Source organism: Bacteroides difficilis, assembly GCF_048319815.1.
GTDB lineage: Bacteria > Bacteroidota > Bacteroidia > Bacteroidales > Bacteroidaceae > Bacteroides > Bacteroides zhangwenhongii.
Genome location: NZ_CP182814.1, coordinates 708248 through 732214 on the forward strand (window position 1 = coordinate 708248; position 23967 = coordinate 732214).

Sequence of the window (23967 nt, forward strand, 5' to 3'; positions counted from 1 at the left end):
TTATATTTCTACATGAATATCATCATCTACCGGTATCCATCCACAGATGCCATCACTTCCCATTTCAGGATTCAAACCAACAATACGAAAAGGTGTCTCAATTTTCAATACAGCCTGATCTTTCGCCTTCTTTCTTTCATTGACTTGCCCTGTTTCTACCGTAATTGCCTGTTCCTTGATCTGCTTCGACAAATTTGATTTCGCATGAATAGCACGAGTATCCGTACCTGTCTTCACATATAAAACTATACAACAAACACCGGGACCTGTAATCGTATAACTATCTACACTCCCTACTAAACCAAATACCTCCAAAGATGCTTTACACGAAAGAGTCACAGTAGGCTTCTCTTCTTCTACAGACCGAGAAACCTCCGGGTCAGTAACTTCTACAATTGTTCTCTTCAACTCTGCGATATTTAAAATGCCGGTAGATAGGGAAACCTCAGGAGCGATACCCGCCATTTCTATATAGATATCTCGAATATCTTCCTCTGTCAACTGATTTCCATCTTTATCCGCTACTAGTTGAACAGTAAAGTTTATATCAATATGTTGAGTTAAAGAAACAAAATCGAAAGGTTGCGTATAATTCTTCCCTGCATCCAATTCTAAATAGTCACAACGGGCAACCAACAACTTTCGTCCCGCTTCCCGCACATAACCGATACCGGGATTTAGATCCGCCCATTTCCAATTATTTACAAATTCTTTGCTAACATCTTTGTGTTCCACTTCCTTATGGCGCATTTTAACTTCTTTCACCGGAATCGCCTCATTAGTCTTAAATTCATCCAGATTAACTAATTCAACTCTTGTATCCTCTTTTTCAACCTGTACGTCTCCATTTGCTTCATCCTTCTGCGTCACTGTCACCATCGGATATGCAGGATTAGTAAAAGCCATCATAAAATATTCACCTCCAGGCAGCTTGATATCAGGCTGATACTCACTCTGAGGTTCGGACTGGTCATCGGGAGTCGTGATGTCGGTATTATCGCGAGTGGTTGAACCATCACCCGAAGTTTCAGTATTTCCGTCATCAGGAGTTGTTGCCGTATCTTCTTTGCTCTTCTCCACTTTAAAGTTTCCATCTTTATCTGTCTGATAAACTATATGGCGTGTATTCAGGATACGAGTAGCCACAAAATATAATTTCTCAGGCGTTTCATCGGCAGACAAGCCCAGTTCATTCCAATTATATGTAACCGAGAACCCGTCCACCACGTGCGGATGTGTAGTTTCATCACACAGATCTACCTTTGTACAACCGACCAAAAGCAAGGAAGCCAATAGAATTTGATATATAACAGTCACTTTCATTACACTTCACCTCCCTCATTAGTCGTTAGTGGCACGATTCCCTGATCTTTCAAAGATTGTGGTTCGACGGCCTGCGGTTCAGGCGAGTCAGACTTAGCAGGCTGTTTCTCCTGAGCAGGTTGCTGTTCCTCCGTTGATTGTTGTATCTCAGGTGTTTCCACTACTTTTCCAGCTTGCTTCTTCTCTTCCTTTGAATTTTTCTTCTCCAACTTTTTCACTTGTTCTAAAGAATCTTTCATCAACTTATCTTGTCTCTTAAGTGAGTCCTTTATCTGATCCAAAGCTTCTTTTGCCAATCGTATAGAGTCTTTCTGCAACTCTTTCAGATGTTTCGCCTTATCCCGCGCTTCACTAATAGAATCACGCCTCAATTGCTTTTGACGCTTAGCTTCCGCACGCGCATTTATCTTATCATAATCAATTAGCTTATACTTGTTCTTGACAGAAGTAGAGAAACGATAAACAAAAGCTACCCGCAAATCACTGACAACCGGAAAAGGGACTAAATGGCCTCCCTTACTTTTTTCAGGTAAGCGAGGATAACAATTACTTTCAGCATCATGCTTATACGCATCATATTTAGTGTATACAAATCCGACACTGGCACCTAACTCCAAATCAATGAAGTTCTGGCGATAACCATATAAAGGAATGCTGAATCCACCGGATACACCCAAACCGTAAGCAGAACCTTGCATCCCTGTCGAACCAAATTTAAAATTATAATTAGCAACGTCAGCATACACCCCCCAATAATAGGCACGCCAATAACGAGGATGGAAACGTTTAATAGTGAACACTTCCTCTTTCATCCGTTGAAAGAAAGAAGCAGAATCCAGATGATGGAAGTTACGTTGAGTAGTACGGAAATATTTCCGGAACTCCATACGGGCATCAACCAGATTATATACAATGCTAGGTTTATAATTTTGAGAAGTATTCCAATTGCCTTTGATACCGAGACTTAATGTGTAGTGTTTGTAAGGAGAGCCAAACAAATCGAATTCGGCAGTAACATTAGGTAACAATACAAGCCACTCGACAGCATTTGTTTTAAATGCCCATCGAGATTTAAAAGGCATGATAGAATCCTTGTTTTCTACTGCCTTTTTACGCATAGAAGATTGAGCATAGCATTCTACCCCTAAAAAGGAAAAGAATAAAAACAATACACAAAATAGTAGTTTTATTCTAGAAATATGCCAAATCTTTTTGTGTTTACATATAAACGACACCGGCTTTCCTTGTACAAGGAAAGCACTATGCCCTTCGCCCTCATTTCCCATAACCTGCGTCTTACGCGTTTATTTTTGCTTATTTGTCTACATTGTTCCCTAATACAATGCTAATCAGGCGCAAAAATAGATTAAATATCACAAGATAACAAATATAAATCTAACTTTTTAATAAAACACAAAAAGAAAAAAGAAAAACAAAGTTTTTCAATCTTTTTATTAGCAGAAAGCAAACGAAAAAGAAGATGTTTGTATGACAAATAGAAAAAAGGAGACTTGCTTAAAGATAAAAGAATAATAGCAAAATAAGGTTGCAGGCAATCACTGCTCCGAAGCCTCCCAAAATCCAAGGACGAAGTTTACTTCTTTTCCCGGCAAAGAATAAGGCATAAAACATATTCACCAGTATATTACTTACAATCGCCTGCATACTGCAAGCTGTAATAATCAGTACGGCAACGCTCCCCGTATTTTGCAATAAGTTCAAAATAAAAGGGGTTATATCGCTGAAACCGGATACAAAAGAGAGCAAATTCAATCCGCTTGTACCGGCGTAAACCAAAGTATAATGTGTCAAAACCGTAAATACGACAAATAATACGGCAAAGATCAACGCAACCTTAAATTCCAATGGATTGCTGCTATCATCCTCTTCCGACTCGACAGAAGTATCTTTAGGAAGTTTCTGCCGTGAATGAATAAACCAGCCTACTATCGCGGATACCACTGACATTATCAACAGGTACGGATAAATAGAAAGAAAGATCTCCCTGCTAAAAATAAGTATCAGTATCATAAAACGCAGAAACATCATACTGACCGCCAATAACATGGCTGCGACGTACTCCGTAGCCTCTTGCTCCGAAGCTTTCCGACTTTTACGTGCAAGTACCGAAATAGTGGCTGTACTACTATACAACCCACCTATAATACCGGACACCAAAGTGCCGGATTCATGAAACACATACCGCTTCAGCAAATAAGAAAGGTAGGAAATACCTGAGACGACCACTGTTGCCAACCAAATAGAATAAGGAGTCAGATTTATATCCGGAATCAGGTTTTTATGTGGAAGCATAGGTAATATAATACCACTAATAGCCAAAAACTTTGCCAACGTAATCATTTCATCATTTTTCATCCGCTGGGCAAATTCCGTAAAGGTATGCTTTAGTTCTGTAAGCAGAAGTACCGTCACAATCACCATGACATAAAACCAGGAAGGTTGGGTGGACACAATGGGAGCCAGACAATAGGTGATTAAGGCGATAATAATAGTCGTCACGCCAAAAATATGAAATTGAGCCTGCTTCACATAATAGTTCAGTCCCAGCAACAGCCCCAAAACGGCGCCTCCTCCCATAAACAAACGCATACCCGTAGGGTCTAATATATAAAGAAGATAGCCTAATATACCGATGAAAGTAAATGTGCGGTCAGTACCGAAAAGAGTCGTCTCCCCTTCACGCTTCAGACTGATACGGCGCTGTGAGAGTCCGATTAACAAGGAGAATAAAGTCACCAGAATAAAGGTTACCAATTCTCGTGGCACATAACCATATAACTGTTCCATATCCATATACTACCCTTTTTATTATAAGAACAAATATACGGTTTATTTGTTAACGTTCACCACATCTTATACGGTTTTTTCATTAGCCGGGAATTGTAATAACGTATATCGCCCGTCACTTCTTCACCGATAAAGTCCGGCTTCACAAAGGCCTCATCTTCAGAAACCAGCTCGACTTCCGCCACCACAAGCCCCTCATTCTCACCATAAAACTCGTCAACTTCAAATATATGCCTGCCGCTACGCACCAGATAACGGGTCTTGTCAATAATTCCCGGTTCACACAACTTCATCAATTCTTCCGCCTCCGGCAAAGACAGTTCCTTTTCCCATTCATAACGGCTTGTACCGGAAGCGTTGGAAGCCCCCTTGATAGTCAGGTATCCCTTATCATCCCGGATACGTATCCGGACAGTCCTTCCACGAGCACTGCTGATATATCCCTGTACAATACGACTTTTCGCAAATGCCAACGACTTATACTCTCCGATAACTAAAAATTTACGTTCTATTTCTTGTGCCATACCGCAAAAGTAATCATAAAAATCAGAACCTTGTCATAAATTCAATTACGATTTTATCCTGCTCCGATTCTTTTGGGATACCGGTTTTCTTATAGAAATACTTTTCGAAGTTCAAACGAAGGTCGGCAATGAAAGCTTTTGAAAGGCTAAGTGTGATCCCACCCGTGACACGATGGCGTGCATAATCGTTTATAACCAAGGCATTTGTCGTCTTATCTATTTTGCCGTCACTATGATCCGTCATCATGTCATAACGTGCAAGAAAAGAAATTTTATTGAATACTTTCTTCAAAGGTAAGTCGTAATTGACAAAGCTATTCACAGCGTGCACATCTTTAAACGTCTCATGCCTGTACATTTTATATAGATATTCCGCTTCAATATGAAAACGATTATTTTGATAGTAAATACCGGCATCATACATATTAATCCGTACGGATTCCGGCTTTATCATCTGGGTGCTGAGTGTTATATTCCAATTTTTGCCGGGTAATAACTGAGCTTTAACCGAGTAGTTCAATGTTTTATGCCATTCTTTCTGATTGGTAAGCCCCGAACCATTAAATAATCCGGCCTCAAGAATAAACGGGAAGCCACTCGTATGTTTATAAGCAGTAGTGAACCCAACATCACGGACATTTCCTACTTGCTTGGCTATGAATGAACGATTGGCAAAATACTGTTGGTGAGGAGAACGATGAGCATCAATCGTAAAAGGTACCCGCATTTGCCCAATCGTGAAATTAAGATCTTTCATCGGAAAGACACGTGCATACGCATCCAGCATTTTAATAGAGCCCTCGTCAGAAAGGTCGATTTCCGCTTTATAAGCAACCAAAGGATGCACATTTCCCGAAACACTAAAGCGCGCGTTACGTACTTCAAAACGACTTTCCCCTGTTTCTGTCTGGAATTCGTATTTTCCCCGAATCGTTCCGTGAATCTCGGGCAAATAGTCTTTCCATTCCATCGTCTGCTTATCTAATTTTTTGCCATCTCCGGCGTCTTCTTTAGCCTGTCCGAAAGCTGTTGCCGCCAACAATAATGTTACGACTGTTGTTGTAATTCTACTCATTTCAGTTGTTTGCTACTTAATCCGCAGCAAAAGTACAACTGCAAGGATACACAAGAATGACAATCCGATTACAGTAGTATTACAAAAAAACTCACCACAGATTACACAAACCTGTGGTGAGATTATCAGCCGAAAAAGGAAAAGGCAATCAGCATAATCAGTGCCAAAATAATTAATGAGACAAACACTATTTTGACAACCTTCTGGGCCTGCTCTTCTTCCTTCTTACTAATCGCTACTTTTTTCTTACCCTTGCCCATAATAGTTAGCTTTAAAGTTCAACGCTAACAAAGTAAGGACAAATCTTTTAACTTTCCAAAAATAACAGTTGCTAATTTTGTATTTTATGATTCCTGTGAAGAGAATTCCATCAGATAAGCCTTAATAAAATCCTCTATCTTACCATCCATCACTCCGTTCACATCCGAAGTCTGATAGTTGGTACGATGATCTTTCACACGGCGGTCGTCAAATACATAACTTCGGATCTGCGAGCCCCATTCGATCTTCTTCTTTCCCGCTTCCACCTTCGCCTGTTCTGCCATACGGTGCTGCAACTCTTTATCATATAAGATAGAACGCAACTGGCGCATTGCATTTTCACGGTTCTTAGGCTGGTCGCGGGTTTCCGTATTTTCAATCAGAATCTCCTCTTCCTCACCTGTATAAGGATCTTTATATTGGTAACGCAGACGAACTCCGGATTCTACCTTGTTCACATTCTGACCACCGGCACCACCGCTTCGGAAGGTATCCCAAGAGATACGTACCGTCTCAATATTCACCTCAATACTGTCGTCTACCAACGGGGTGACAAAGACAGAAGCAAAAGATGTCATACGTTTACCCTGCGCATTGTAAGGAGAGACACGTACCAGACGGTGCACACCATTTTCTCCTTTCAGATAACCGTAGGCAAAATCCCCTTCAATATTGATCGTACAGGTTTTGATTCCGGCCTCATCACCTTCCTGAAGGTTAGCAATAGTAGCCTTATAGCCATTTGTCTCAGCATAACGCAAATACATACGCATCAACATAGAAGCCCAATCCTGACTCTCCGTACCACCGGCCCCGGAATTGATCTTCAACACACAATCCATTTGGTCGGCCTCATCACGAAGCATATTCTTGAGTTCGAGCGCTTCTACCGCCTCACGCGCTTTCGCATAAGCAGTATCCACATCTTCCTCTGTTACCAATTCCTCTTTATAGAAATCAAATGCCAGCTCAAGTTCATCTGCCAGCGTTTTGACCTCATTATAGCCGTCAATCCACTTTTGCAGGTCTTTCACCAACTTCATCTGGGCTTCAGCTTTCTTCTGGTCATCCCAAAATCCCGGAGCCTGCGTTCTTAACTGTTCTTCTTCGACTTGAATTTTCTTCCCGTCGACGTCAAAGATACCTCCTCAGCGCATCCGTGCGCTCTTTCACGTCTTTAAGTTGTTCAATAGTAATCATCTTCTTAAATTAGAAATTAAAAGTTATAAATTATAATCGTACACTTATCTCACAACGAATCTCAAGCCTGGCTCTCAACTCTCCTCGTACATCTTCTCAATCAGGTCTTTATAATTTTCAGAAACGACCGAACGTTTCAGTTTCAATGTATTGGTAAGCTCTCCACGCTCCATACTAAATGGTTCGGGAAGCAAGGTGAAACGTTTGATTTGCTCATAATGCGCAAACTGTTGTTGCAAGGTTTCTATCCGCGCACGGAACAACCCTACAATCTTAGGATGTTGCAACAATTCACTCATATCCTTATACTCAATACCTTTTTCCTTCGCATACTCTTTCACATATCCATATACGGGAACAATCAAAGCAGAGACGAACTTACGCTGATCGGCAATAATAGCAATCTGATCAATATAACGGTCGATAACCAACTTTGTTTCCAAAGCCTGCGGAGCGATATATTTTCCATTCGAAGTTTTGAATAGATCTTTAATACGCTCTGTCAGGAACAACTGCCCATTCTTAAAATAGCCTGCATCGCCCGTATGGAACCATCCGTCCGGATCAATAGCAGCAGCCGTAGCTTCCGCTTTCTTATAATATCCTTTTGTAATGGTTTTACCTCGAAGAAGAATTTCATTATCCTCACCGATCTTCACTTCAACTCCCGGCAACACAACACCTACCGAACCGATATCATATCCCACCGGCAATGTGCAAGACACAGTAGCCGTAGACTCTGTCAGTCCATAACCGACAACCATATTAATGCCTACCGAATGGACAAATTCATTGATTTCATCGGGTACGGCAGCACCGGCAGTCGGAAAGAAATTCCCGTTTTCAATACCGATGGTCTTCTTCAGTAAAGAATAAATTGTCTTTTCGTAGAACTTATATTTCAATTGATTCATCACAGGAGGCGTCTTTCCTTTCCGCAGATAATCAAGATTGTGAATCTTACCAACCCGGATAGCATCCAACATCAATGCCTTCTTCATTCCTGTGGTCTCATTGATCTTCTCTTGTACTCCGGCATACACTTTTTCCCAGAAACGAGGAACGCTGCACATCAATGTCGGACGAATTTCCTTAATGGTTGTCTGTATATCCGCCGGACGGAGATTGATACAGATCTGTACCCCTTTATGGATACAGAGATAGCACCAAGCCTTTTCAAATACATGCGTCAATGGAAGGAAGTTCATAGAAACATCCTTATCCGACATCGTGGTCAGGCGGTCGTCATGAGTGAGAAACTGTTCCAAATAACAAGAATGATGAAGCATGACTCCCTTCGGCTCACCTGTCGTTCCGGACGTATAAAGAATATTAGCCAAATCGTCATAAGAGGCACGTCCCGTACGCTCTTCTACCACATCATTGTGCGGAAGTCCTTCTCCCATCGCCATAAACTCATCAAAATAGATGGACGACACATCACGGGGGTCTTTTACGACCGAACGGTCAAAGATAATCAGTTGTTGCAGTGAGGTGCAAAAGCCAAAGATACTGAATGCAGCGTCGTATTGAAATTGCTCACCTACAAAAAGATAGCGTATTTGTGCGTCGTTGATAATGTATTGTGCTTGTGCCGGTGAACTGGTCGCATAAAATGGAATGGTCACAGCACGATTGGCGAATGCACCAAAATCTACATAAAACCATTCAGGCTTGTTTTGCGAAAAGATACCGATATTCTCTTGTTCTCCCACTCCCAACGCAACGAGCGCATTGGCAGCCTGCCTCACAGTTCCGGAGAATTGATTCCAGGTGATCGGAATCCATTGAGCTGTCTCATAGTCACGGTACCTTAAGGCTACCTTGTCGCCATACTTTTCAGCCTGACGATGGACTAAGACAGATAAATGATGATAAGTCATACTCTTTGTATTAGTAAATATGGTACAAAGGTATTAGTTTTATTTGAAACAATTGCGCAAAACGACTATCTTTGTGCAAATATTAAGTAATAGACAAAATATTTGCAGTATGAAATATGACATTCCGACTATGGCAGCAGAGGCTACAAGCCTTCTTAAGTCGTTAATCAGTATCCCTTCTCTTAGCCGGGAAGAGGCTCAGGCCGCAGACTTCCTGCAAAATTATATTGAAATGGAAGGTATGCAGACCGGACGCAAGGGTAATAATGTATGGTGTTTTAGCCCTATGTTTGACCTGAAGAAACCGACTATCCTGCTCAATTCCCACATAGATACCGTCAAACCTGTCAATGGCTGGCGGAAAGACCCGTTCACGCCACGTGAAGAGAACGGAAAATTGTATGGACTGGGAAGCAACGATGCAGGCGCAAGTGTTGTATCTCTATTACAGGTGTTTCTGCAACTATGTCGTACTTCACAGAGATATAATTTGATTTATCTTGCTTCCTGTGAAGAAGAAGTATCGGGCAAAGACGGAATTGAAAGTGTATTATCTGGACTCCCCCCCATTTCATTCGCCATCGTAGGCGAACCGACGGAGATGCAACCTGCCATTGCCGAAAAAGGGCTGATGGTATTGGACGTTACCGCCACAGGCAAGGCAGGACACGCCGCACGCAACGAGGGAGACAATGCCATTTATAAGGTATTGAATGATATTGCCTGGTTCCGCGACTATCGCTTTGATAAAGAATCGCAGTTACTAGGACCGGTAAAAATGAGCGTAACTGTAATTAATGCAGGTACTCAACACAACGTAGTTCCCGATAAGTGTACTTTCGTTGTTGATATCCGTAGCAACGAGCTTTACTCGAATGAAGATTTATTTGCTGAAATCAAGAAACATATCTCTTGCGAAGCCAAAGCCCGCTCGTTCCGTCTCAACTCCTCACGGATCGACGAGCAACATCCGTTTGTCCAAAAAGCAATAAAAATGGGGCGTGTCCCTTTCGGTTCCCCTACTCTATCCGACCAGGCATTGATGTCTTTTCCATCGGTAAAAATAGGACCGGGACGTTCTTCACGTTCACATACGGCAGAAGAGTATATTATGCTGAAAGAGATAGAAGAAGCTATCGGACTATATCTGGAATTATTAGACGGACTTCTGCTTTAATACAGAAGTCCGCTCGTTATACTCTAGTATCTTCAACTATCACTTTATCGATTGAGCCAAGGCTCCGGATTCAGTTTCTCCTTTTCACGACGCAGTTGGAAATGCAACACCGTCCGTCCATTATCCATTCCATCCGAAAAGACCTGTCCGATGTGCTGTTTAGTCTTCACTGTATCACCGGACTTCACAGAAGCGGAAGACAGATTACAATAAACGGAAATATAATTACCATGCCGGATAAGAACATTAAATAATCCGTTCAGTTGGAATACGGCCGCCACTTTTCCGTCAAAAATGGCACGCGCCTGAGCACCCGGCTTTCCTTGTATATCTATTCCTTTATTATCAAGTTTCACATTGCGTAGTCCCTCTACCGCATATTGCCCATAATGACTGGTGATGATATAAGCACCGGATATAGGCATAGGAAGCTTTCCACGATTGGCGGCAAAATTGCCGGATAGCTCCCGATCCGCCTTACTCATTGTATACACCTCCAAAGGCTTCGACTTCGTTTTCGCTCCGGTTCCAGCCGATTGCCCTTCCTTGCCTTGCGCCTTCCTGCGAGCTGCCTCCTCACGACGGGCTTCCTCCTGTGCACGCTTACGGGCACGTTCAATCTCTTCTGCAATCAGCTTGTCAATACGGGCATTCAGTTGATTAGCCTCTCTCCGTTTCTTATTAATCTCATTCTGCAATCCTCTTTGTTTCTTTTGCAGATTGGCAACCAAAGTCCGTTTTTCTTTCTCCTGTGCTTCCAACTTCACTTTTTCGCCTTCACGTTCTTTCAGCAAATTCTCTTTGGCAGCCTTTACCTGCTGCCGTTCCGCCTTCTTCTTACGTATCTGTTCCTGTTTTTTCAGGATTTCTTCTCCTTGCAAACGCTGATAGGTAGCATATTCGCGAACATAACGCATACGGCGATAAGTTTGCCCCAAGTTCTTGGCAGAAAAAATAAACATCAGTTTTTCCTCTATCGATTTGTTCTTATACAGGTATTGGACAGAAGCTTCATATTTCTTTTTCTTATCTCTCAAATCTCTTTCCAAGCTCCTCAATTGCCGTTGAAGAGAAGCCAACTCACGCTCAATAGCCTCTACATCATTGTTAATAGCCATGATATAACGTTTCCTCTCTTCAATCTGCCCGGTCAATGCCGCCAGACTATTCAACTGGCTACCTACATCTTTCTTTGTATTCTTCAATATCGTTTCCGACTCGGCAATCTGTTTTTGCAGCGCACCACGTTTGCTCTCCAACTCACGAATCAGTTTGTTCGATTGAGCGAAAAGCGGAACTGCCAGCCAAAGGCAACCGATAAGAATAACAAAAAAACGTTTCATCATAACAAAGCTACCAACATTTTTATTAATTCTTCCATAGGAACCTGTCTGTACTTAGAACTCAACTCAGTCGGAGTCATTGAAAACTCTTTCGTAGAAAACTCATAAAGTTGCACCTTTGCTTTTTCCAACGAAGAAATTCCTATATCCTTTCCTGTCAGTTCTGTCTTTCCACCGGGTAAAGACGCATCTGTCAGTATCTTCTCCAAACGAGAGAACTCCGCATTCTTGGGTAATATACCCTTCAGTTCTTCTTTACTTGCACGAACAAATCTTCTGTTCATCCTGTCCACTAACAATACCTCCTCAGGAGTCATTTCGATACGTGCTACCTCTGTACGCAGAATAGGCATCAGCAAAGAGATTTGCACCCGCTCATGAGTTTTCATCCTCATGGTTCCTCCTACCGACAGGCTTCCTCCTTTTTTATCGGGAATAGTCAGTTGGAGCTTGGAAGCCAGATAACTGGATACAGGTGCCTTTGTCTCCGAAGTCACCAGGCGCTTCGAACTCTTACAACCAGCCAACACAACCACAACCAACAATAGATAAACTATTCTTTTCATTCTGCTATAAATTTCTTCTTTTCTATTTTCTGCTTCAATGTTTTCGACTCACTACCCATCTCCAATGCCTTCTTCCAATATCCCAGTGCGCCTTCCACATCACCCGTCATAAAATAAATATCCCCACAATGCTCCACTATCACATCACTTTTCCCTCCATCACTCTTCATTGCATTATCAATATAAATACGAGCCTCAGCATAGTTGCCTTTTTCAAAAAGAATCCAGGCATACGTATCGAGATAAGTCGAATTATTAGGTTCTGCCTTTACGGTCTTATAACTCATTTCTTCCGCTTTATCCAATTCACGCCGTTCCACAGACAGATAATAGGCATAATTATTCAACGCACCGATGTTGGAAGGGTTATACACCAAAGCTGAATCGTAGGCAGCATAAGCTTCCTTCATTTGCTTTTTGGTATGATAGATATCCCCCATAATTGAATAGAAATCCGAAATGACCTCTTTTCGGGTATCGGGTGTAATATGTTCCAATGCCCTGCTACAAACACTCAACACACTGTCTGTCTGCTCTGCCTGATGATAGGCAATAGCCAGATAATAATAAAGTTCCAATGCATCCGGAGTAGCTTCAATGCCCGGCTCGCAAACTTTTATAATCTGCTTGTAGTCTTCCTTTTTCACGGCAGCGCTGACCAACATCAAGCGGGCAGCCTTATTCGTGGGATCTAAATCAACCACCTGTTCCAATACAGGCACTGCTTCCGGTTCCATATTCTTCGACAATAGATACTGTGCATAAAGCATGGGAATCTGCGGATCATCCTGGTCCAGTTTCATAATCCGATCAAACAGGGCTATCACTTGGGTACTGTCTTTAGCGACCGATTGCTCATTCTCCACAATAATCTGACGCATCACATTAATTTTAGTATCAGGCGCCACTTTCTTATTCAGCAATAATGTGTCCAATTGTTGCTGATACAATTCTTTCTGTCCGGTCTGATCATAATAGGAAGCCATCGAGAAAAGCGCCATCGGATTATCCGGTTCCACAGCCAATACCTTCTGGTACGCTTCGTATGCTTCCTGCTTCTTTCCGTTTTGCAGATATACATCCCCCAGTATCACTTGATAGCGCATATCCATCGGATATTCCTGCACCAGACTTTCTATCTCCCTGAATGCTTTTTTATCATCTTTCATCTGAAGATAAATACGGAATTTCTCCATAGACAACTGTTCGTTCTTTCCCAAACGTTTCTCCAAACGATTCAATGTGGAAATCACATCATTATATTTCTCCTGACGGCTGTAAATATCAAGCAAATTGAACAAAGGGTCTTGCTTCGCCGGAAAACGAGTAACCATTGTTTCAAGCAAAGTCACAGCCTTATCCAGTTCATTCTGCTGCTGATACAGGCTGACTAATCCCTGACTATACCAATAATTGTCCGGAGCATAAGCCACCGCTTTCTCTAAAGCAGCCTGCCCCTGAGGTACCTGACGGAGAAACATATAATATTGAGAAATTTCATAAAGGGCAGACGGAGCGTTCGGGTTGATATCCAAGCAATGTTGTAACAGACCAAAAGCCGTAGCATATTCCTTCTTTTCCTTCATTCGTATAGCTTCAAGAAAGAAATAGTCATATTTACGTTGCTGCTCTTCCGTCAGTTGCAGTACAACAGTTTTCTCCTCCTTCCTCACCTTTTTCTTTTTACCTTGCACAGTCGTGCAAAGAGGAAACAGTAAGGCATTTATCAGCAAGAATAGTATTATCTTTTTCATTTTTTCCCTGTATGACCGAAGCCTCCGGCTCCACGTTCTGTTTCATCAAGCACCTCCACTTCCTGCCACACGGCTTGTTCGTGCTTGGCTATCACCATTTGGGCGATACGTTCTCCATCTTCAATCACAAACGCTTCGGACGATAAATTGACTAAAATAATGCAAATCTCCCCCCGATAATCCGCATCAATCGTTCCGGGAGAATTGAGAACGGAGATTCCTTTCTTGATAGCCAGCCCGCTACGGGGACGTATTTGCGCTTCGAATCCTTTCGGAAGAGCTATATATAATCCGGTAGGTACCAGACAACGCTGTAACGGTTCCAATATAATAGGTTCGGAAAGATTAGCACGGATATCCATTCCTGCAGATAATTCTGTGGCGTAAGCCGGAAGCGGATGCTTCGATTTATTGATAACTTGAATATTCATAAAATACACGTTTACTATATTAACAGGCGAAAATACACATTTTGAACTGAAAAATAGTTAAGTTTGCAGTTAAATAATAAATAATGCACACATTTGCCATGAATTGGAACCAATTAATATCAGCTAAACGCTTCGGAATGGAAGAATTCCACGAAGTACGACAGGAGAACCGCTCGGAATTTCAACGGGACTATGACCGTCTGATCTTCTCCGCTCCTTTCCGCAGGTTACAGAATAAGACGCAAGTATTTCCCCTGCCGGGCAGTGTCTTTGTACACAACCGGCTCACACACAGTCTCGAAGTTTCTTGTGTCGGCCGTTCTCTAGGCAATGATGTAGCCAAAGCCATCCTGCAACGCCAACCGGAGCTTCAAGAATCCTTTTTACCGGAGATCGGTTCTATTGTCTCCGCCGCTTGTCTGGCGCATGACTTGGGAAATCCTCCCTTCGGACATTCCGGTGAGCGGGCTATATCCACATTCTTCTCTGAAGGGAAAGGACTCCGCTTGAAAGAAATACAGCCGAACGGAGAGCAACTTTCTGCGATGGAATGGGAAGATCTGACACATTTTGAAGGAAACGCAAACGCATTCCGACTCCTGACACATCAATTTGAAGGCAGGCGGAAAGGAGGATTTGCAATGACATACACGACATTGGCTTCCATTGTGAAATACCCCTTTTCATCGAGTCTTGCCGGCACAAAATCCAAATTCGGATTCTTCGTCAGCGAAGAAGAAAGTTTCCATAAGATAGCAACCGAGTTGGGATTAACCTTACTTAATGAACATCCGTTGAAATATGCACGTCACCCATTGGTCTACTTGGTAGAGGCAGCAGATGACATCTGCTATCAAATGATGGATATTGAAGATGCGCATAAACTGAAAATCCTCACTACCGAAGAGACAAAGGAACTGTTAATGGCCTATTTCAGTGAAGAACGCCGGGAACGCATCCGACAAACCTTCCTCATTGTCAGCGACACGAATGAGCAAATCGCTTATCTGCGTTCTTCCGTCATCGGATTACTGATTCGCGAATGTACCCGTGTATTTCTGGAGCACGAAGCGGAAATTCTATCCGGCACTTTTGAAGGAGCGCTTATCAAACATATATCCGAGCGTCCGGCAAACGCATACAAGCACTGCGCCGAAGTATCCCTGAAAAAGATCTACCGGTCAAGGGATGTACTGGACATCGAGTTAGCCGGTTTCCGCGTCATCAGTACCTTGCTGGAACTGATGATAGATGCGGTAACCTCTCCAGGAAAGGCGTATTCCGAGTTGCTCATCAATCGGGTTTCAAGCCAGTATAATATAAAAGCGCCTGCACTCTATGAAAGAATACAGGCGGTACTTGACTATATATCGGGTATGACCGATGTCTTCGCTCTTGATCTTTATCGTAAAATTAACGGCAACAGTCTGCCTGCGGTGTAACAACTTTCGGAGCGAATGCTTCATCATTATCACAAGGCATTTTCATCGCATCCGGATGGCTTTCTATAAACGTCTGGATGTGTCTCATCCGCTTATCCTCCAATATTTCATCTACCGCAATCAGGATTCCGGTTTCTTCCACATCGCCAAATTCATAGTTGATGGCGGTTCCGAACATCCGCATCGTAGGACTCAAGCTCATATAAGCATTCACCAACGGCGGGATGTTATATCCCAATTTACGAATCTCACAATTCAATATCTTATAGTCCTCCTTGAAAGTATCCTTACAGAACAAAGCCTTCAACTCTTCTTCGGAAGTCTCCGACTTCAAAGGCTCCATTGGAGTAACCAGTTCATCTTTATCATAGAAGTGCTTTTTGAGGAAATAAAGAATCATATCACGTCCCCGACGATGATAACTAGGATACATGGTCACTTTTCCAAAGAAATACTTCACGTTCGGCATGACCACCGTTAACGCACCCAACCCATCCCACAAATTATCCAAAGCAAACAATCCTTTGCTACCGGCACGTGTAGACTGATATTCGAGCGTAACGAACGAACGCCCCAGTTCAATGGTCTGAGGAAGATATTCTTTAATAAAAGTTTCCGAGAAATGAAACATATGAGAAGTAGCCAGAATCGGAGCGCCTTTCTCATCGAAACGCACATCCGTTCCAAGCAAATACCGATAGCCGCCCAATATTTCCTCTGCTTCCGGATTCCATACGATCAACTGTTTATATGGATGGTCCATAGTGTCATATTCATCTATATCCATCGACAGCCCCGTTCCTCCACCGGCAGCACGAAAAGCGATTTCACGCAAACGACCGATTTCCCTCATTACATTGGGTGCATTCTGATAAGTAATAATATAAATCTGATTATTACTTTTATTCGTCATTCGCAAGCGTTTGTCTTCCGTCAACTCCGCCTTCAGCAGCTCTTTGCTTACCGGTTTAATAATCTCTTCCATATTTCTTGTTATAGTTGTTCTATCAGTTACAGTTTATATACAATGTCTTTCACGTACTCCGCCCACTGTGCCGGAGTTTTCGATTTATCGAAAGTCTGCCAGGGTATCGGCTTACCGAAAGTTACAGTAAAAGTCTGGTGTCGGTTCTTGAACATTTCATCCGCAAGGTACAACATGGCGATATTGAACTTAATGCCTAATGCTTTGCAGAAGTTTGCCAGATTATAAAAGAAATCGGAGTTCCGACCTCCAAAATGCACGGGGATTACATCACGTTCCGCCTGTATACTCTTTACTACAAATGTCTTCTTCCATTCCAGATCGCGAATCACTCCATTACGCCGACGCGAGCAGAGACCGGCAGGAAACATGATCAGCTGATCGTCGGACTTAAATCCGGCCTCCACCATCTTGGGGAAGTCCTTTGCCTGTTTACCGGTTTTATTGATAGGTATGCAAAGCGGAGCTAATCCGTGAAGATTCATCAACAAGTCGTTCACCAGATATTTCACCTTCCCGTCATAATGCCGCCCCAGTACATAACCAAGCGCGACACCGTCCTGTCCTCCCAGCGGATGATTGGACACAAAGGTGTACAATCCGTCTTTAGGCAGGTTTTCGATACCTTTCACATCCACCTTCGCATCCAGAAAGTCCATACATGCCTCCAAGAAGTCTACCCCTACTTTATCTTTCGATTCATTCAGGAATACATTGATCTCATCCTGATGAACAATTTTCTTCAAATAAGAAATCACGAACTTAGGGATGTACTTATATTGCTTCGGAGCTTTTGTCCGAAGAATCTTATCGACATCAATCAAAAATAAAGAGTCATCAGTCATTCTTTTCAAATAAAAATGATGGCACAAAATTAACGGTTCTTTTTTATTAATCGCAATAATTTGGTAGAAAATGCAGGATTAAAGTTCATAACACAAAAAAATAGCACCCAAAAACTATCAAATACCACCTAAAAACTATCAGCTGACAATTTTTAGGTCAAATTCAGTCTGATTTTCCCCCATCGGATTCCTGAAAATACCGTAAAATTGCAACATCGAAATTTACGAACGAATATTCACAATTTAAAAGCAACACAGTATGAAAAGTTTAAGCTTCAGAAAAGATTTAGTAGGAGTACAAGAAGAATTATTCCGCTTCGCCTACAAACTGACAACTGATCGTGAAGAAGCAAACGATTTGTTGCAGGAGACATCATTAAAAGCATTAGATAACGAAGATAAATATATGCCTGATACTAATTTTAAAGGATGGATGTACACCATCATGCGCAATATATTCATCAACAACTACCGCAAGGTAGTCCGCGATCAAACATTTGTTGACCAAACCGACAACTTATACCACCTGAACTTGCCGCAAGATGCAAGTTATGAAAGTACAGAGAGAGCATACGACCTGAAAGAAATGCACCGAGTAGTCAACAAACTCCCTAAAGAATACAGAGTTCCGTTTGCAATGCACGTTTCAGGATTCAAATACCGAGAAATTGCGGAAAAACTGAACCTCCCTTTGGGTACAGTAAAAAGCCGCATCTTCTTCACACGCCAGAAATTGCAGGAAGACCTGAAAGACTTTCGCTAGACCTTAACTAAAAAGATACTAAACTGTACGAGCCCCGAGTGTTGAGCATACCGACACTCGGGGCTCTTTTTTTCAAGTAAATCAACATTTAACACTCTGTTGAAAACTTCTCTAAAAGTTTTTGTGGAAAATCGTGGGGAATTGTGGGGAATTTCATACTTTTACGGTCTCTTATTATAATAAGGTAATGATACGTTTTTTAGGTAATATTGAAGCCAAAGCAGACACTAAAGGAAGAGTGTTCATTCCCGCTATCTTCAGGAAGCAATTACAAGCTGCTTCTGAAGAAAGGCTTATTATGCGTAAAGACGTATTTCAAGACTGCCTGACTCTATACCCAGAGAGCGTGTGGAACGAGGAGTTGAACGAACTTCGCAGCAGACTTAACAAGTGGAACAATAAACATCAACTCATTTTCAGACAGTTTGTGAGCGACGTTGAGGTGGTGACACCGGACAGCAACGGACGCATATTAATCCCCAAGCGGTATTTACAGATCTGCAATATACATGGGGATATACGCTTCATCGGTATCGACAACAAGATAGAGATCTGGTCGAAGGAGCGGGCAGAACAGCCGTTTATGTCACCCGAAGAGTTCGGAGCGGCATTAGAAGAAATTATGAACGATGAAAACAAACAAGATGGAGAAAGATGAACTGACATATCATGTGCCTGTACTGCTGAAAGAAAGCGTTGACGGGATGAACATCCGCCCTGCCGGAACGTATGTAGACGTTACCTTCGGCGGAGCGGGACATTCACGAGAGATTCTTTCACGGCTCGGGGAAGGCGGACGACTTTTGGGATTTGACCAAGATGAAGACGCCGAACGGAATATCGTTGATGATCCCCACTTTATTTTCGTACGCAGCAACTTCCGTTACCTGCACAATTTCCTGCGTTATCACGATATCGAGCAGGTAGATGCGATTTTAGCCGATCTAGGTGTGTCTTCCCATCATTTTGATGACAGTGAGCGCGGTTTCTCTTTCCGTTTCGACGGAGATCTGGATATGCGCATGAATAAACGTGCAGGACTTACGGCAGCCGATATCGTAAACACTTACGAAGAGGAACGCCTCGCCAACATTTTCTATCTCTATGGAGAATTAAAGAATAGCCGTAAACTCGCGTCTGTGATTGTCAAAGCACGGAACGGGCAGGCTATCCGTACCATCGGAGAGTTTTTGGAAGTCATCAAGCCACTTTTTGGCCGCGAAAGGGAAAAGAAGGAATTGGCAAAGGTATTTCAAGCATTGCGGATTGAAGTAAACCAAGAGATGGAAGCCTTGAAAGAAATGTTACTGGCAGCAACAGAGGCATTGAAACCGGGTGGCAGACTAGTAGTGATCACCTATCACTCACTAGAGGACCGCATGGTGAAAAACATTATGAAAACCGGAAATGTAGAGGGAAAAGCAGAAAGCGATTTCTTCGGGAATCTGAATACCCCCTTCCGCCTTGTCAACAACAAAGTGATTGTTCCCGACGAAACGGAAATAGAAAGGAATCCGCGTTCAAGAAGTGCTAAATTACGAATTGCAGAAAAGAAATAAAGAGAAATGGAAGAGGAAGTAGTAAATAAGAAAACAGAAGAGGGAAAAAAGAAAAAACGCACCTCACTAAAAAGTATTCTGGGTGGAGACATTCTGGCTACCGACTTTTTCCGCCGTCAGACGAAGTTGCTGGTACTGATCATGGTATTCATCATCTTCTACATCCATAACCGCTATGCCAGTCAGCAACAGCAGATCGAGATAGACCGGTTGAAAAAGGAACTGATAGATATAAAATACGATGCGCTGACACGTAGCTCGGAACTGATGGAGAAGAGCCGCCAGTCACGTATAGAAGACTATATTTCGAGTAAGGAGAGTGATTTGCAGACATCCACCAACCCTCCTTACCTTATTAAATAGGTGGAGATCTGGGAGTTTTAAAAGAGAAGCACTGTGGCAGTTAATAAAAAGAGTATAATGACCCGCTATTTCTTCGTCATCCTCGTGATGGCGTTGATAGGTGTAGCAATTGTCGTAAAGGCAGGAATCACTATGTTCGCCGAGCGTCAGTATTGGCAGGACGTAGCCGATCGTTTCGTGAAAGAGAACGTAACGGTGAAGCCTAATCGTGGAAACATTATTTCCTCCGACGGTAAACTAATGGCCAGTTCCTTACCCGAATACAGGATATATATGGACTTCATGTCCGGTGAGAAGGACGAAAAACGAAGAAAGAAAGATCAGGCCAGACGCGATTCCATTCTTAACGCCAACATGGATTCAATCTGTATCGGACTGAACAAGATTTTCCCGGATAAGAGTGTCGCTCAATTCAAGGCACATCTTAAAAAAGGACGCCAAGCTAAGAGCCGTAACTATCTGATTTATCCGAAACGCATCTCCTATATACAATATAAAGAGGTAAAGAGATTGCCTGTATTCTGCCTGAACCGATACAAAGGAGGATTCAAAGAATTAGCTTACAACCAGAGGAAAAAACCGTTTGGCTCGTTGGCAGCACGTACGTTGGGAGATGTTTATGCCGATACGGCAAAAGGAGCCAGAAATGGTATAGAGTTAGCTTTTGACACCATCTTAAAAGGACGGGACGGACTGACACATCGCCAGAAAGTGATGAATAAATACCTGAATATAGTAGACGTACCACCGGTTGACGGTTGCGACCTCCTCACTACTATTGATGTGGGTATGCAGGATATTTGCGAAAAGGCATTGGTAGACAAGTTAAAAGAGTTGAATGCAAGTGTCGGTGTAGTCGTTCTGATGGAAGTGGCTACGGGAGAAGTAAAAGCAATCGTCAATATGATGCAGGGCAAGGACGGAGAATATTACGAAATGCGCAATAACGCCATCAGTGATATGCTTGAACCCGGTTCTACCTTCAAGACGGCCTCCATTATGGTAGCTCTTGAAGATGGGAAAATCACTCCTGATTACGTAGTGGATACAGGCAACGGGCAAATGCCGATGCATGGTCGCGTGATGAAGGACCACAACTGGCATCGCGGAGGATACGGCAAACTAACTGTCACCGAGATATTAGGGGTGTCTTCCAACGTGGGCACATCGTATATCATAGACCACTTCTACGGAAGCAATCCGCAGAAGTTTGTCGACGGACTAAAACGGATGAGTATTGACCAACCTCTCCATCTGCAGATAGCCGGAGAAGGGAAGCCGAACATTCGGGGACCCAAAGAGAGAAGTTATTTTTCAAAGACCGCCTTGCCATGGATGAGTATCGGTTACGAGACACAAGTACCACCGATGAACATCGTTACTTTTTACAATGCAATAGCCAACAAAGGCGTAATGGTGCGTCCCAAGTTCGTAAAAGCAGCGATAAAAGACGGAGAGGTAGTAAAAGAATATCCGACCGAAGTTATCAATCCGAAGATATGTTCGGACAAGACATTGGCAGACATACAGATGATATTGCGTAAAGTAGTAGGCGAAGGACTTGCCAAACCGGCAGGCAGCAAACAGTTCCATGTTTCGGGAAAAACGGGAACAGCGCAAATCTCACAGGGAGCAGCCGGATACAAGACGGGGAGAACGAATTATCTAGTCAGTTTCTGCGGGTATTTCCCGTCAGAAGATCCTAAATATAGTATGATTGTTTCCATTCAGAAACCGGGACTACCGGCCTCAGGAGGTTTGATGGCAGGTAGCGTATTCAGCAGGATTGCCGAAAGAGTATACGCCAAAGACTTACGTTTGCCGCTCACCAATGCGATTGATACGAATTCCGTAGTCATTCCGAACGTAAAAGCCGGAGAGATGAGGGAAGCTCAGCGGGTATTGGAAGAACTGAATATTCAGGTGCAAGGTAAAATAGCCGACGCAGGAAAAGAAGTGTGGGGAAATACCCACCTGGCTCCACAAGCCGTAGTGCTGGAGAGTCGGAGCAATATGCAGAATTTTGTACCGAGTGTCATAGGTATGGGAGCTAAAGACGCTGTATACCTGCTGGAAAGTAAAGGGTTGAAAGTGCATCTTGTCGGAGTGGGCAAGGTAAAAAGTCAGTCGATAGCCAACGGAAGCATTGTTAGAAAAGGACAGACAGTGACGCTTACGCTAAAATAGTGAATGATTAAAAAATAAATAGAGTAATGTTATTAAATGAGCTACTGAAAGCAATCCAACCGGTACAGATAGCCGGAGATTCAAATATAGAAATTACCGGAATCAACATAGATTCCCGTTTGGTAGAAGCCGGACAACTGTTCATGGCTATGCGCGGTACGCAAGCCGACGGTCATGCCTATATACCCGCCGCCATCAGTAAAGGCGCCACCGCTATCCTCTGCGAGGATATGCCCGAAAAACCGGTGGAGGGAATTACCTATATACAAGTAAAAGACAGCGAGGACGCGGTAGGCAAGATTGCCACTACCTTCTACGGAGATCCGACTTCCAAACTGGAGTTGGTCGGTGTCACCGGAACGAATGGAAAAACAACTATCGCTACCTTATTATATAATACCTTCCGCTATTTCGGATATAAAGTAGGACTTATCTCTACAGTCTGCAATTATATCGATGACGAGCCGATTCCAACGGAGCACACCACACCTGACCCTATCACGCTGAACCATTTATTGGGACGGATGGCAGACGAAGGATGTAAATACGCCTTTATGGAAGTCAGTTCCCATTCGATCGCACAGAAGCGTATCAGCGGATTAAAATTCGCCGGAGGTATCTTCACCAATCTCACCCGTGACCATCTGGACTATCATAAGACGGTAGAGAATTATCTGAAAGCTAAGAAAAAGTTCTTCGATGACCTACCGAAGAATGCGTTCAGTCTGACCAATCTCGATGACAAGAACGGGCTGGTAATGACGCAAAACACACGTTCCAAAGTCTATACTTATTCGCTGAGAAGTCTCAGTGACTTCAAAGGACGGGTGTTGGAATCCCATTTTGAAGGAATGCTACTTGATTTCAACAATCACGAGTTGGCAGTTCAGTTTATCGGCAAGTTCAACGCTTCCAACTTATTGGCGGTATTCGGTGCCGCTGTCCTGCTTGGGAAAAAAGAAGAAGATGTGTTGGTTGCCCTTAGCACACTGCATCCGGTTGCAGGACGTTTCGACGCTGTGCGTTCAAAAGACGGAGTTACCGCAATTGTCGACTACGCCCATACTCCGGACGCCCTTACTAATGTGCTGAATGCCATACACGGGGTATTGGAAGGGAAAGGAAAAGTAATCACCGTAGTAGGTGCGGGCGGCAACCGTGACAAAGGCAAGCGCCCCATCATGGCAAAGGAAGCCGCCAAAGCCAGCGACCGTGTTATCATCACTTCGGACAATCCCCGTTTTGAAGAGCCGCAAGACATCATCAACGATATGTTGGCCGGACTGGATGCGGAAGACATGAGAAAAACATTAAGCATCGCCGACCGCAAGGAAGCCATCCGTACGGCCTGTATGCTGGCTGAGAAAGGAGACGTAATACTCATTGCCGGAAAAGGGCACGAGAATTACCAAGAGATAAAAGGAGTAAAACATCACTTCGACGACAAAGAAGAAGTGAAGAGAATGTTGAACGATTAG

General features: G+C 43.0%; 22 protein-coding genes. 8 read left to right on the top strand and 14 right to left on the bottom strand.

The window, feature by feature from the left end; translation table 11 throughout:
• From ACNOGP_RS02715 to ACNOGP_RS02750, 8 genes are all read right to left on the bottom strand, one after another.
• Positions 1-1323, bottom strand: a complete 1323-nt coding sequence (locus ACNOGP_RS02715) for a hypothetical protein (protein WP_418214012.1) — start codon at positions 1321-1323, stop codon at positions 1-3.
• Positions 1323-2405 carry a DUF3575 domain-containing protein gene (locus ACNOGP_RS02720; RefSeq protein ID WP_418214013.1) on the bottom strand — a complete coding sequence of 361 codons (1083 nt, stop codon included), beginning with the start codon at positions 2403-2405 and terminating at the stop codon, positions 1323-1325. Before ACNOGP_RS02720 ends, ACNOGP_RS02715 begins: the two co-directional genes overlap by 1 nt.
• Before the next feature lie 433 nt (positions 2406-2838).
• Positions 2839-4131, bottom strand: a complete 1293-nt coding sequence (locus ACNOGP_RS02725; protein ID WP_418214726.1) for an MgtC/SapB family protein — start codon at positions 4129-4131, stop codon at positions 2839-2841.
• Positions 4132-4187: 56 nt separating this feature from the next.
• Positions 4188-4655 (bottom strand): CYTH domain-containing protein, encoded by a 468-nt coding sequence (locus tag ACNOGP_RS02730; RefSeq protein ID WP_195533879.1) that lies wholly within the window; start codon positions 4653-4655, stop codon positions 4188-4190.
• 22 nt (positions 4656-4677) lie between these two features.
• Complete coding sequence (locus ACNOGP_RS02735) at positions 4678-5730, bottom strand: porin (RefSeq protein WP_418214014.1); 1053 nt, start codon at positions 5728-5730, stop codon at positions 4678-4680.
• Between the two features lie 125 nt (positions 5731-5855).
• A complete protein-coding gene (locus ACNOGP_RS02740) occupies positions 5856-5990 on the bottom strand; it encodes a hypothetical protein (protein WP_007756564.1) in 135 nt (44 codons plus the stop codon).
• 84 nt (positions 5991-6074) lie between these two features.
• Positions 6075-7191 (bottom strand): peptide chain release factor 2 gene (gene prfB / locus ACNOGP_RS02745; RefSeq protein WP_418214015.1). Its coding sequence is split into 2 segments (ribosomal slippage): positions 6075-7127 and positions 7129-7191, totalling 1116 coding nucleotides; the frame shifts between segments, so codons are not numbered across the junction.
• Between the two features lie 74 nt (positions 7192-7265).
• Positions 7266-9074, bottom strand: a complete 1809-nt coding sequence (locus tag ACNOGP_RS02750) for an AMP-dependent synthetase/ligase (RefSeq protein ID WP_418214016.1) — start codon at positions 9072-9074, stop codon at positions 7266-7268.
• Positions 9075-9183: 109 nt separating this feature from the next.
• Here ACNOGP_RS02750 and ACNOGP_RS02755 point away from each other — a divergent pair, with 109 nt between their 5' ends.
• A complete protein-coding gene (locus ACNOGP_RS02755) occupies positions 9184-10251 on the top strand; it encodes a M20 family metallo-hydrolase (protein ID WP_418214017.1) in 1068 nt (355 codons plus the stop codon).
• A gap of 44 nt (positions 10252-10295) precedes the next feature.
• Here the strand turns inward: ACNOGP_RS02755 and ACNOGP_RS02760 are convergent, their stop codons facing one another.
• The 4 genes from ACNOGP_RS02760 to dut are packed head-to-tail and all read right to left on the bottom strand — an operon-like array spanning position 10296 to position 14345.
• A complete protein-coding gene (locus tag ACNOGP_RS02760; protein WP_418214018.1) occupies positions 10296-11597 on the bottom strand; it encodes a murein hydrolase activator EnvC family protein in 1302 nt (433 codons plus the stop codon).
• Positions 11594-12160, bottom strand: coding sequence for a DUF4292 domain-containing protein (locus tag ACNOGP_RS02765; protein ID WP_418214019.1), 567 nt, complete (start codon positions 12158-12160; stop codon positions 11594-11596). Before ACNOGP_RS02765 ends, ACNOGP_RS02760 begins: the two co-directional genes overlap by 4 nt.
• The gene (locus ACNOGP_RS02770; RefSeq protein WP_418214020.1) at positions 12157-13914 is read right to left on the bottom strand and encodes a tetratricopeptide repeat protein; all 1758 of its coding nucleotides are present in this window, start codon (positions 13912-13914) and stop codon (positions 12157-12159) included. The genes ACNOGP_RS02765 and ACNOGP_RS02770 overlap by 4 nt, the downstream gene beginning before the upstream one ends.
• Positions 13911-14345, bottom strand: a complete 435-nt coding sequence (gene dut / locus ACNOGP_RS02775; protein ID WP_007763334.1) for a dUTP diphosphatase — start codon at positions 14343-14345, stop codon at positions 13911-13913. Before dut ends, ACNOGP_RS02770 begins: the two co-directional genes overlap by 4 nt.
• Positions 14346-14443: 98 nt before the next feature.
• Between dut and ACNOGP_RS02780 the strand changes: the two genes are divergently transcribed.
• Positions 14444-15787, top strand: coding sequence for a deoxyguanosinetriphosphate triphosphohydrolase (locus ACNOGP_RS02780; RefSeq protein ID WP_270540902.1), 1344 nt, complete (start codon positions 14444-14446; stop codon positions 15785-15787).
• Here the strand turns inward: ACNOGP_RS02780 and ACNOGP_RS02785 are convergent.
• Both ACNOGP_RS02785 and ACNOGP_RS02790 read right to left on the bottom strand, forming a co-directional pair.
• Positions 15759-16772 (bottom strand): GNAT family N-acetyltransferase, encoded by a 1014-nt coding sequence (locus ACNOGP_RS02785; RefSeq protein ID WP_418214021.1) that lies wholly within the window; start codon positions 16770-16772, stop codon positions 15759-15761. The genes ACNOGP_RS02780 and ACNOGP_RS02785 overlap by 29 nt on opposite strands.
• Positions 16773-16798: 26 nt before the next feature.
• Positions 16799-17617 carry a 1-acyl-sn-glycerol-3-phosphate acyltransferase gene (locus ACNOGP_RS02790; protein WP_186966390.1) on the bottom strand — a complete coding sequence of 273 codons (819 nt, stop codon included), beginning with the start codon at positions 17615-17617 and terminating at the stop codon, positions 16799-16801.
• A 259-nt stretch (positions 17618-17876) separates the two neighbouring features.
• On the opposite strand from ACNOGP_RS02790, the gene ACNOGP_RS02795 reads away from it, so the two are divergent.
• From ACNOGP_RS02795 to ACNOGP_RS02820, 6 genes are all read left to right on the top strand, one after another.
• The gene (locus ACNOGP_RS02795; protein ID WP_007763320.1) at positions 17877-18380 is read left to right on the top strand and encodes an RNA polymerase sigma factor; all 504 of its coding nucleotides are present in this window, start codon (positions 17877-17879) and stop codon (positions 18378-18380) included.
• Between the two features lie 187 nt (positions 18381-18567).
• Positions 18568-19038, top strand: coding sequence for a division/cell wall cluster transcriptional repressor MraZ (mraZ, locus tag ACNOGP_RS02800; protein WP_143865148.1), 471 nt, complete (start codon positions 18568-18570; stop codon positions 19036-19038).
• Entirely contained in the window at positions 19025-19939 is a 915-nt protein-coding gene (rsmH, locus tag ACNOGP_RS02805; protein ID WP_418214727.1) for a 16S rRNA (cytosine(1402)-N(4))-methyltransferase RsmH, read from the top strand. The genes mraZ and rsmH overlap by 14 nt, the downstream gene beginning before the upstream one ends.
• A 6-nt stretch (positions 19940-19945) precedes the next feature.
• Entirely contained in the window at positions 19946-20302 is a 357-nt protein-coding gene (locus ACNOGP_RS02810) for an FtsL-like putative cell division protein (RefSeq protein WP_007756538.1), read from the top strand.
• Between the two features lie 57 nt (positions 20303-20359).
• Positions 20360-22489, top strand: a complete 2130-nt coding sequence (locus ACNOGP_RS02815) for a penicillin-binding protein (RefSeq protein ID WP_195474871.1) — start codon at positions 20360-20362, stop codon at positions 22487-22489.
• Positions 22490-22515: 26 nt separating this feature from the next.
• Positions 22516-23967, top strand: a complete 1452-nt coding sequence (locus tag ACNOGP_RS02820; RefSeq protein WP_418214022.1) for a UDP-N-acetylmuramoyl-L-alanyl-D-glutamate--2,6-diaminopimelate ligase — start codon at positions 22516-22518, stop codon at positions 23965-23967.

Bases quoted from the DNA above. Each gene is read 5' to 3' on its own strand.
- ACNOGP_RS02715 (WP_418214012.1), bottom strand. From the start codon at position 1,323: ATGAAAGTGACTGTTATATATCAAATTCTATTGGCTTCCTTGCTTTTG.
- ACNOGP_RS02720 (WP_418214013.1), bottom strand. From the start codon at position 2,405: ATGCCTTTTAAATCTCGATGGGCATTTAAAACAAATGCTGTCGAGTGG.
- ACNOGP_RS02725 (WP_418214726.1), bottom strand. From the start codon at position 4,131: ATGGAACAGTTATATGGTTATGTGCCACGAGAATTGGTAACCTTTATT.
- ACNOGP_RS02730 (WP_195533879.1), bottom strand. From the start codon at position 4,655: ATGGCACAAGAAATAGAACGTAAATTTTTAGTTATCGGAGAGTATAAG.
- ACNOGP_RS02735 (WP_418214014.1), bottom strand. From the start codon at position 5,730: ATGAGTAGAATTACAACAACAGTCGTAACATTATTGTTGGCGGCAACA.
- ACNOGP_RS02740 (WP_007756564.1), bottom strand. From the start codon at position 5,990: ATGGGCAAGGGTAAGAAAAAAGTAGCGATTAGTAAGAAGGAAGAAGAG.
- ACNOGP_RS02750 (WP_418214016.1), bottom strand. From the start codon at position 9,074: ATGACTTATCATCATTTATCTGTCTTAGTCCATCGTCAGGCTGAAAAG.
- ACNOGP_RS02755 (WP_418214017.1), top strand. From the start codon at position 9,184: ATGAAATATGACATTCCGACTATGGCAGCAGAGGCTACAAGCCTTCTT.
- ACNOGP_RS02760 (WP_418214018.1), bottom strand. From the start codon at position 11,597: ATGATGAAACGTTTTTTTGTTATTCTTATCGGTTGCCTTTGGCTGGCA.
- ACNOGP_RS02765 (WP_418214019.1), bottom strand. From the start codon at position 12,160: ATGAAAAGAATAGTTTATCTATTGTTGGTTGTGGTTGTGTTGGCTGGT.
- ACNOGP_RS02770 (WP_418214020.1), bottom strand. From the start codon at position 13,914: ATGAAAAAGATAATACTATTCTTGCTGATAAATGCCTTACTGTTTCCT.
- dut (WP_007763334.1), bottom strand. From the start codon at position 14,345: ATGAATATTCAAGTTATCAATAAATCGAAGCATCCGCTTCCGGCTTAC.
- ACNOGP_RS02780 (WP_270540902.1), top strand. From the start codon at position 14,444: ATGAATTGGAACCAATTAATATCAGCTAAACGCTTCGGAATGGAAGAA.
- ACNOGP_RS02785 (WP_418214021.1), bottom strand. From the start codon at position 16,772: ATGGAAGAGATTATTAAACCGGTAAGCAAAGAGCTGCTGAAGGCGGAG.
- ACNOGP_RS02790 (WP_186966390.1), bottom strand. From the start codon at position 17,617: ATGACTGATGACTCTTTATTTTTGATTGATGTCGATAAGATTCTTCGG.
- ACNOGP_RS02795 (WP_007763320.1), top strand. From the start codon at position 17,877: ATGAAAAGTTTAAGCTTCAGAAAAGATTTAGTAGGAGTACAAGAAGAA.
- mraZ (WP_143865148.1), top strand. From the start codon at position 18,568: ATGATACGTTTTTTAGGTAATATTGAAGCCAAAGCAGACACTAAAGGA.
- rsmH (WP_418214727.1), top strand. From the start codon at position 19,025: ATGGAGAAAGATGAACTGACATATCATGTGCCTGTACTGCTGAAAGAA.
- ACNOGP_RS02810 (WP_007756538.1), top strand. From the start codon at position 19,946: ATGGAAGAGGAAGTAGTAAATAAGAAAACAGAAGAGGGAAAAAAGAAA.
- ACNOGP_RS02815 (WP_195474871.1), top strand. From the start codon at position 20,360: ATGACCCGCTATTTCTTCGTCATCCTCGTGATGGCGTTGATAGGTGTA.
- ACNOGP_RS02820 (WP_418214022.1), top strand. From the start codon at position 22,516: ATGTTATTAAATGAGCTACTGAAAGCAATCCAACCGGTACAGATAGCC.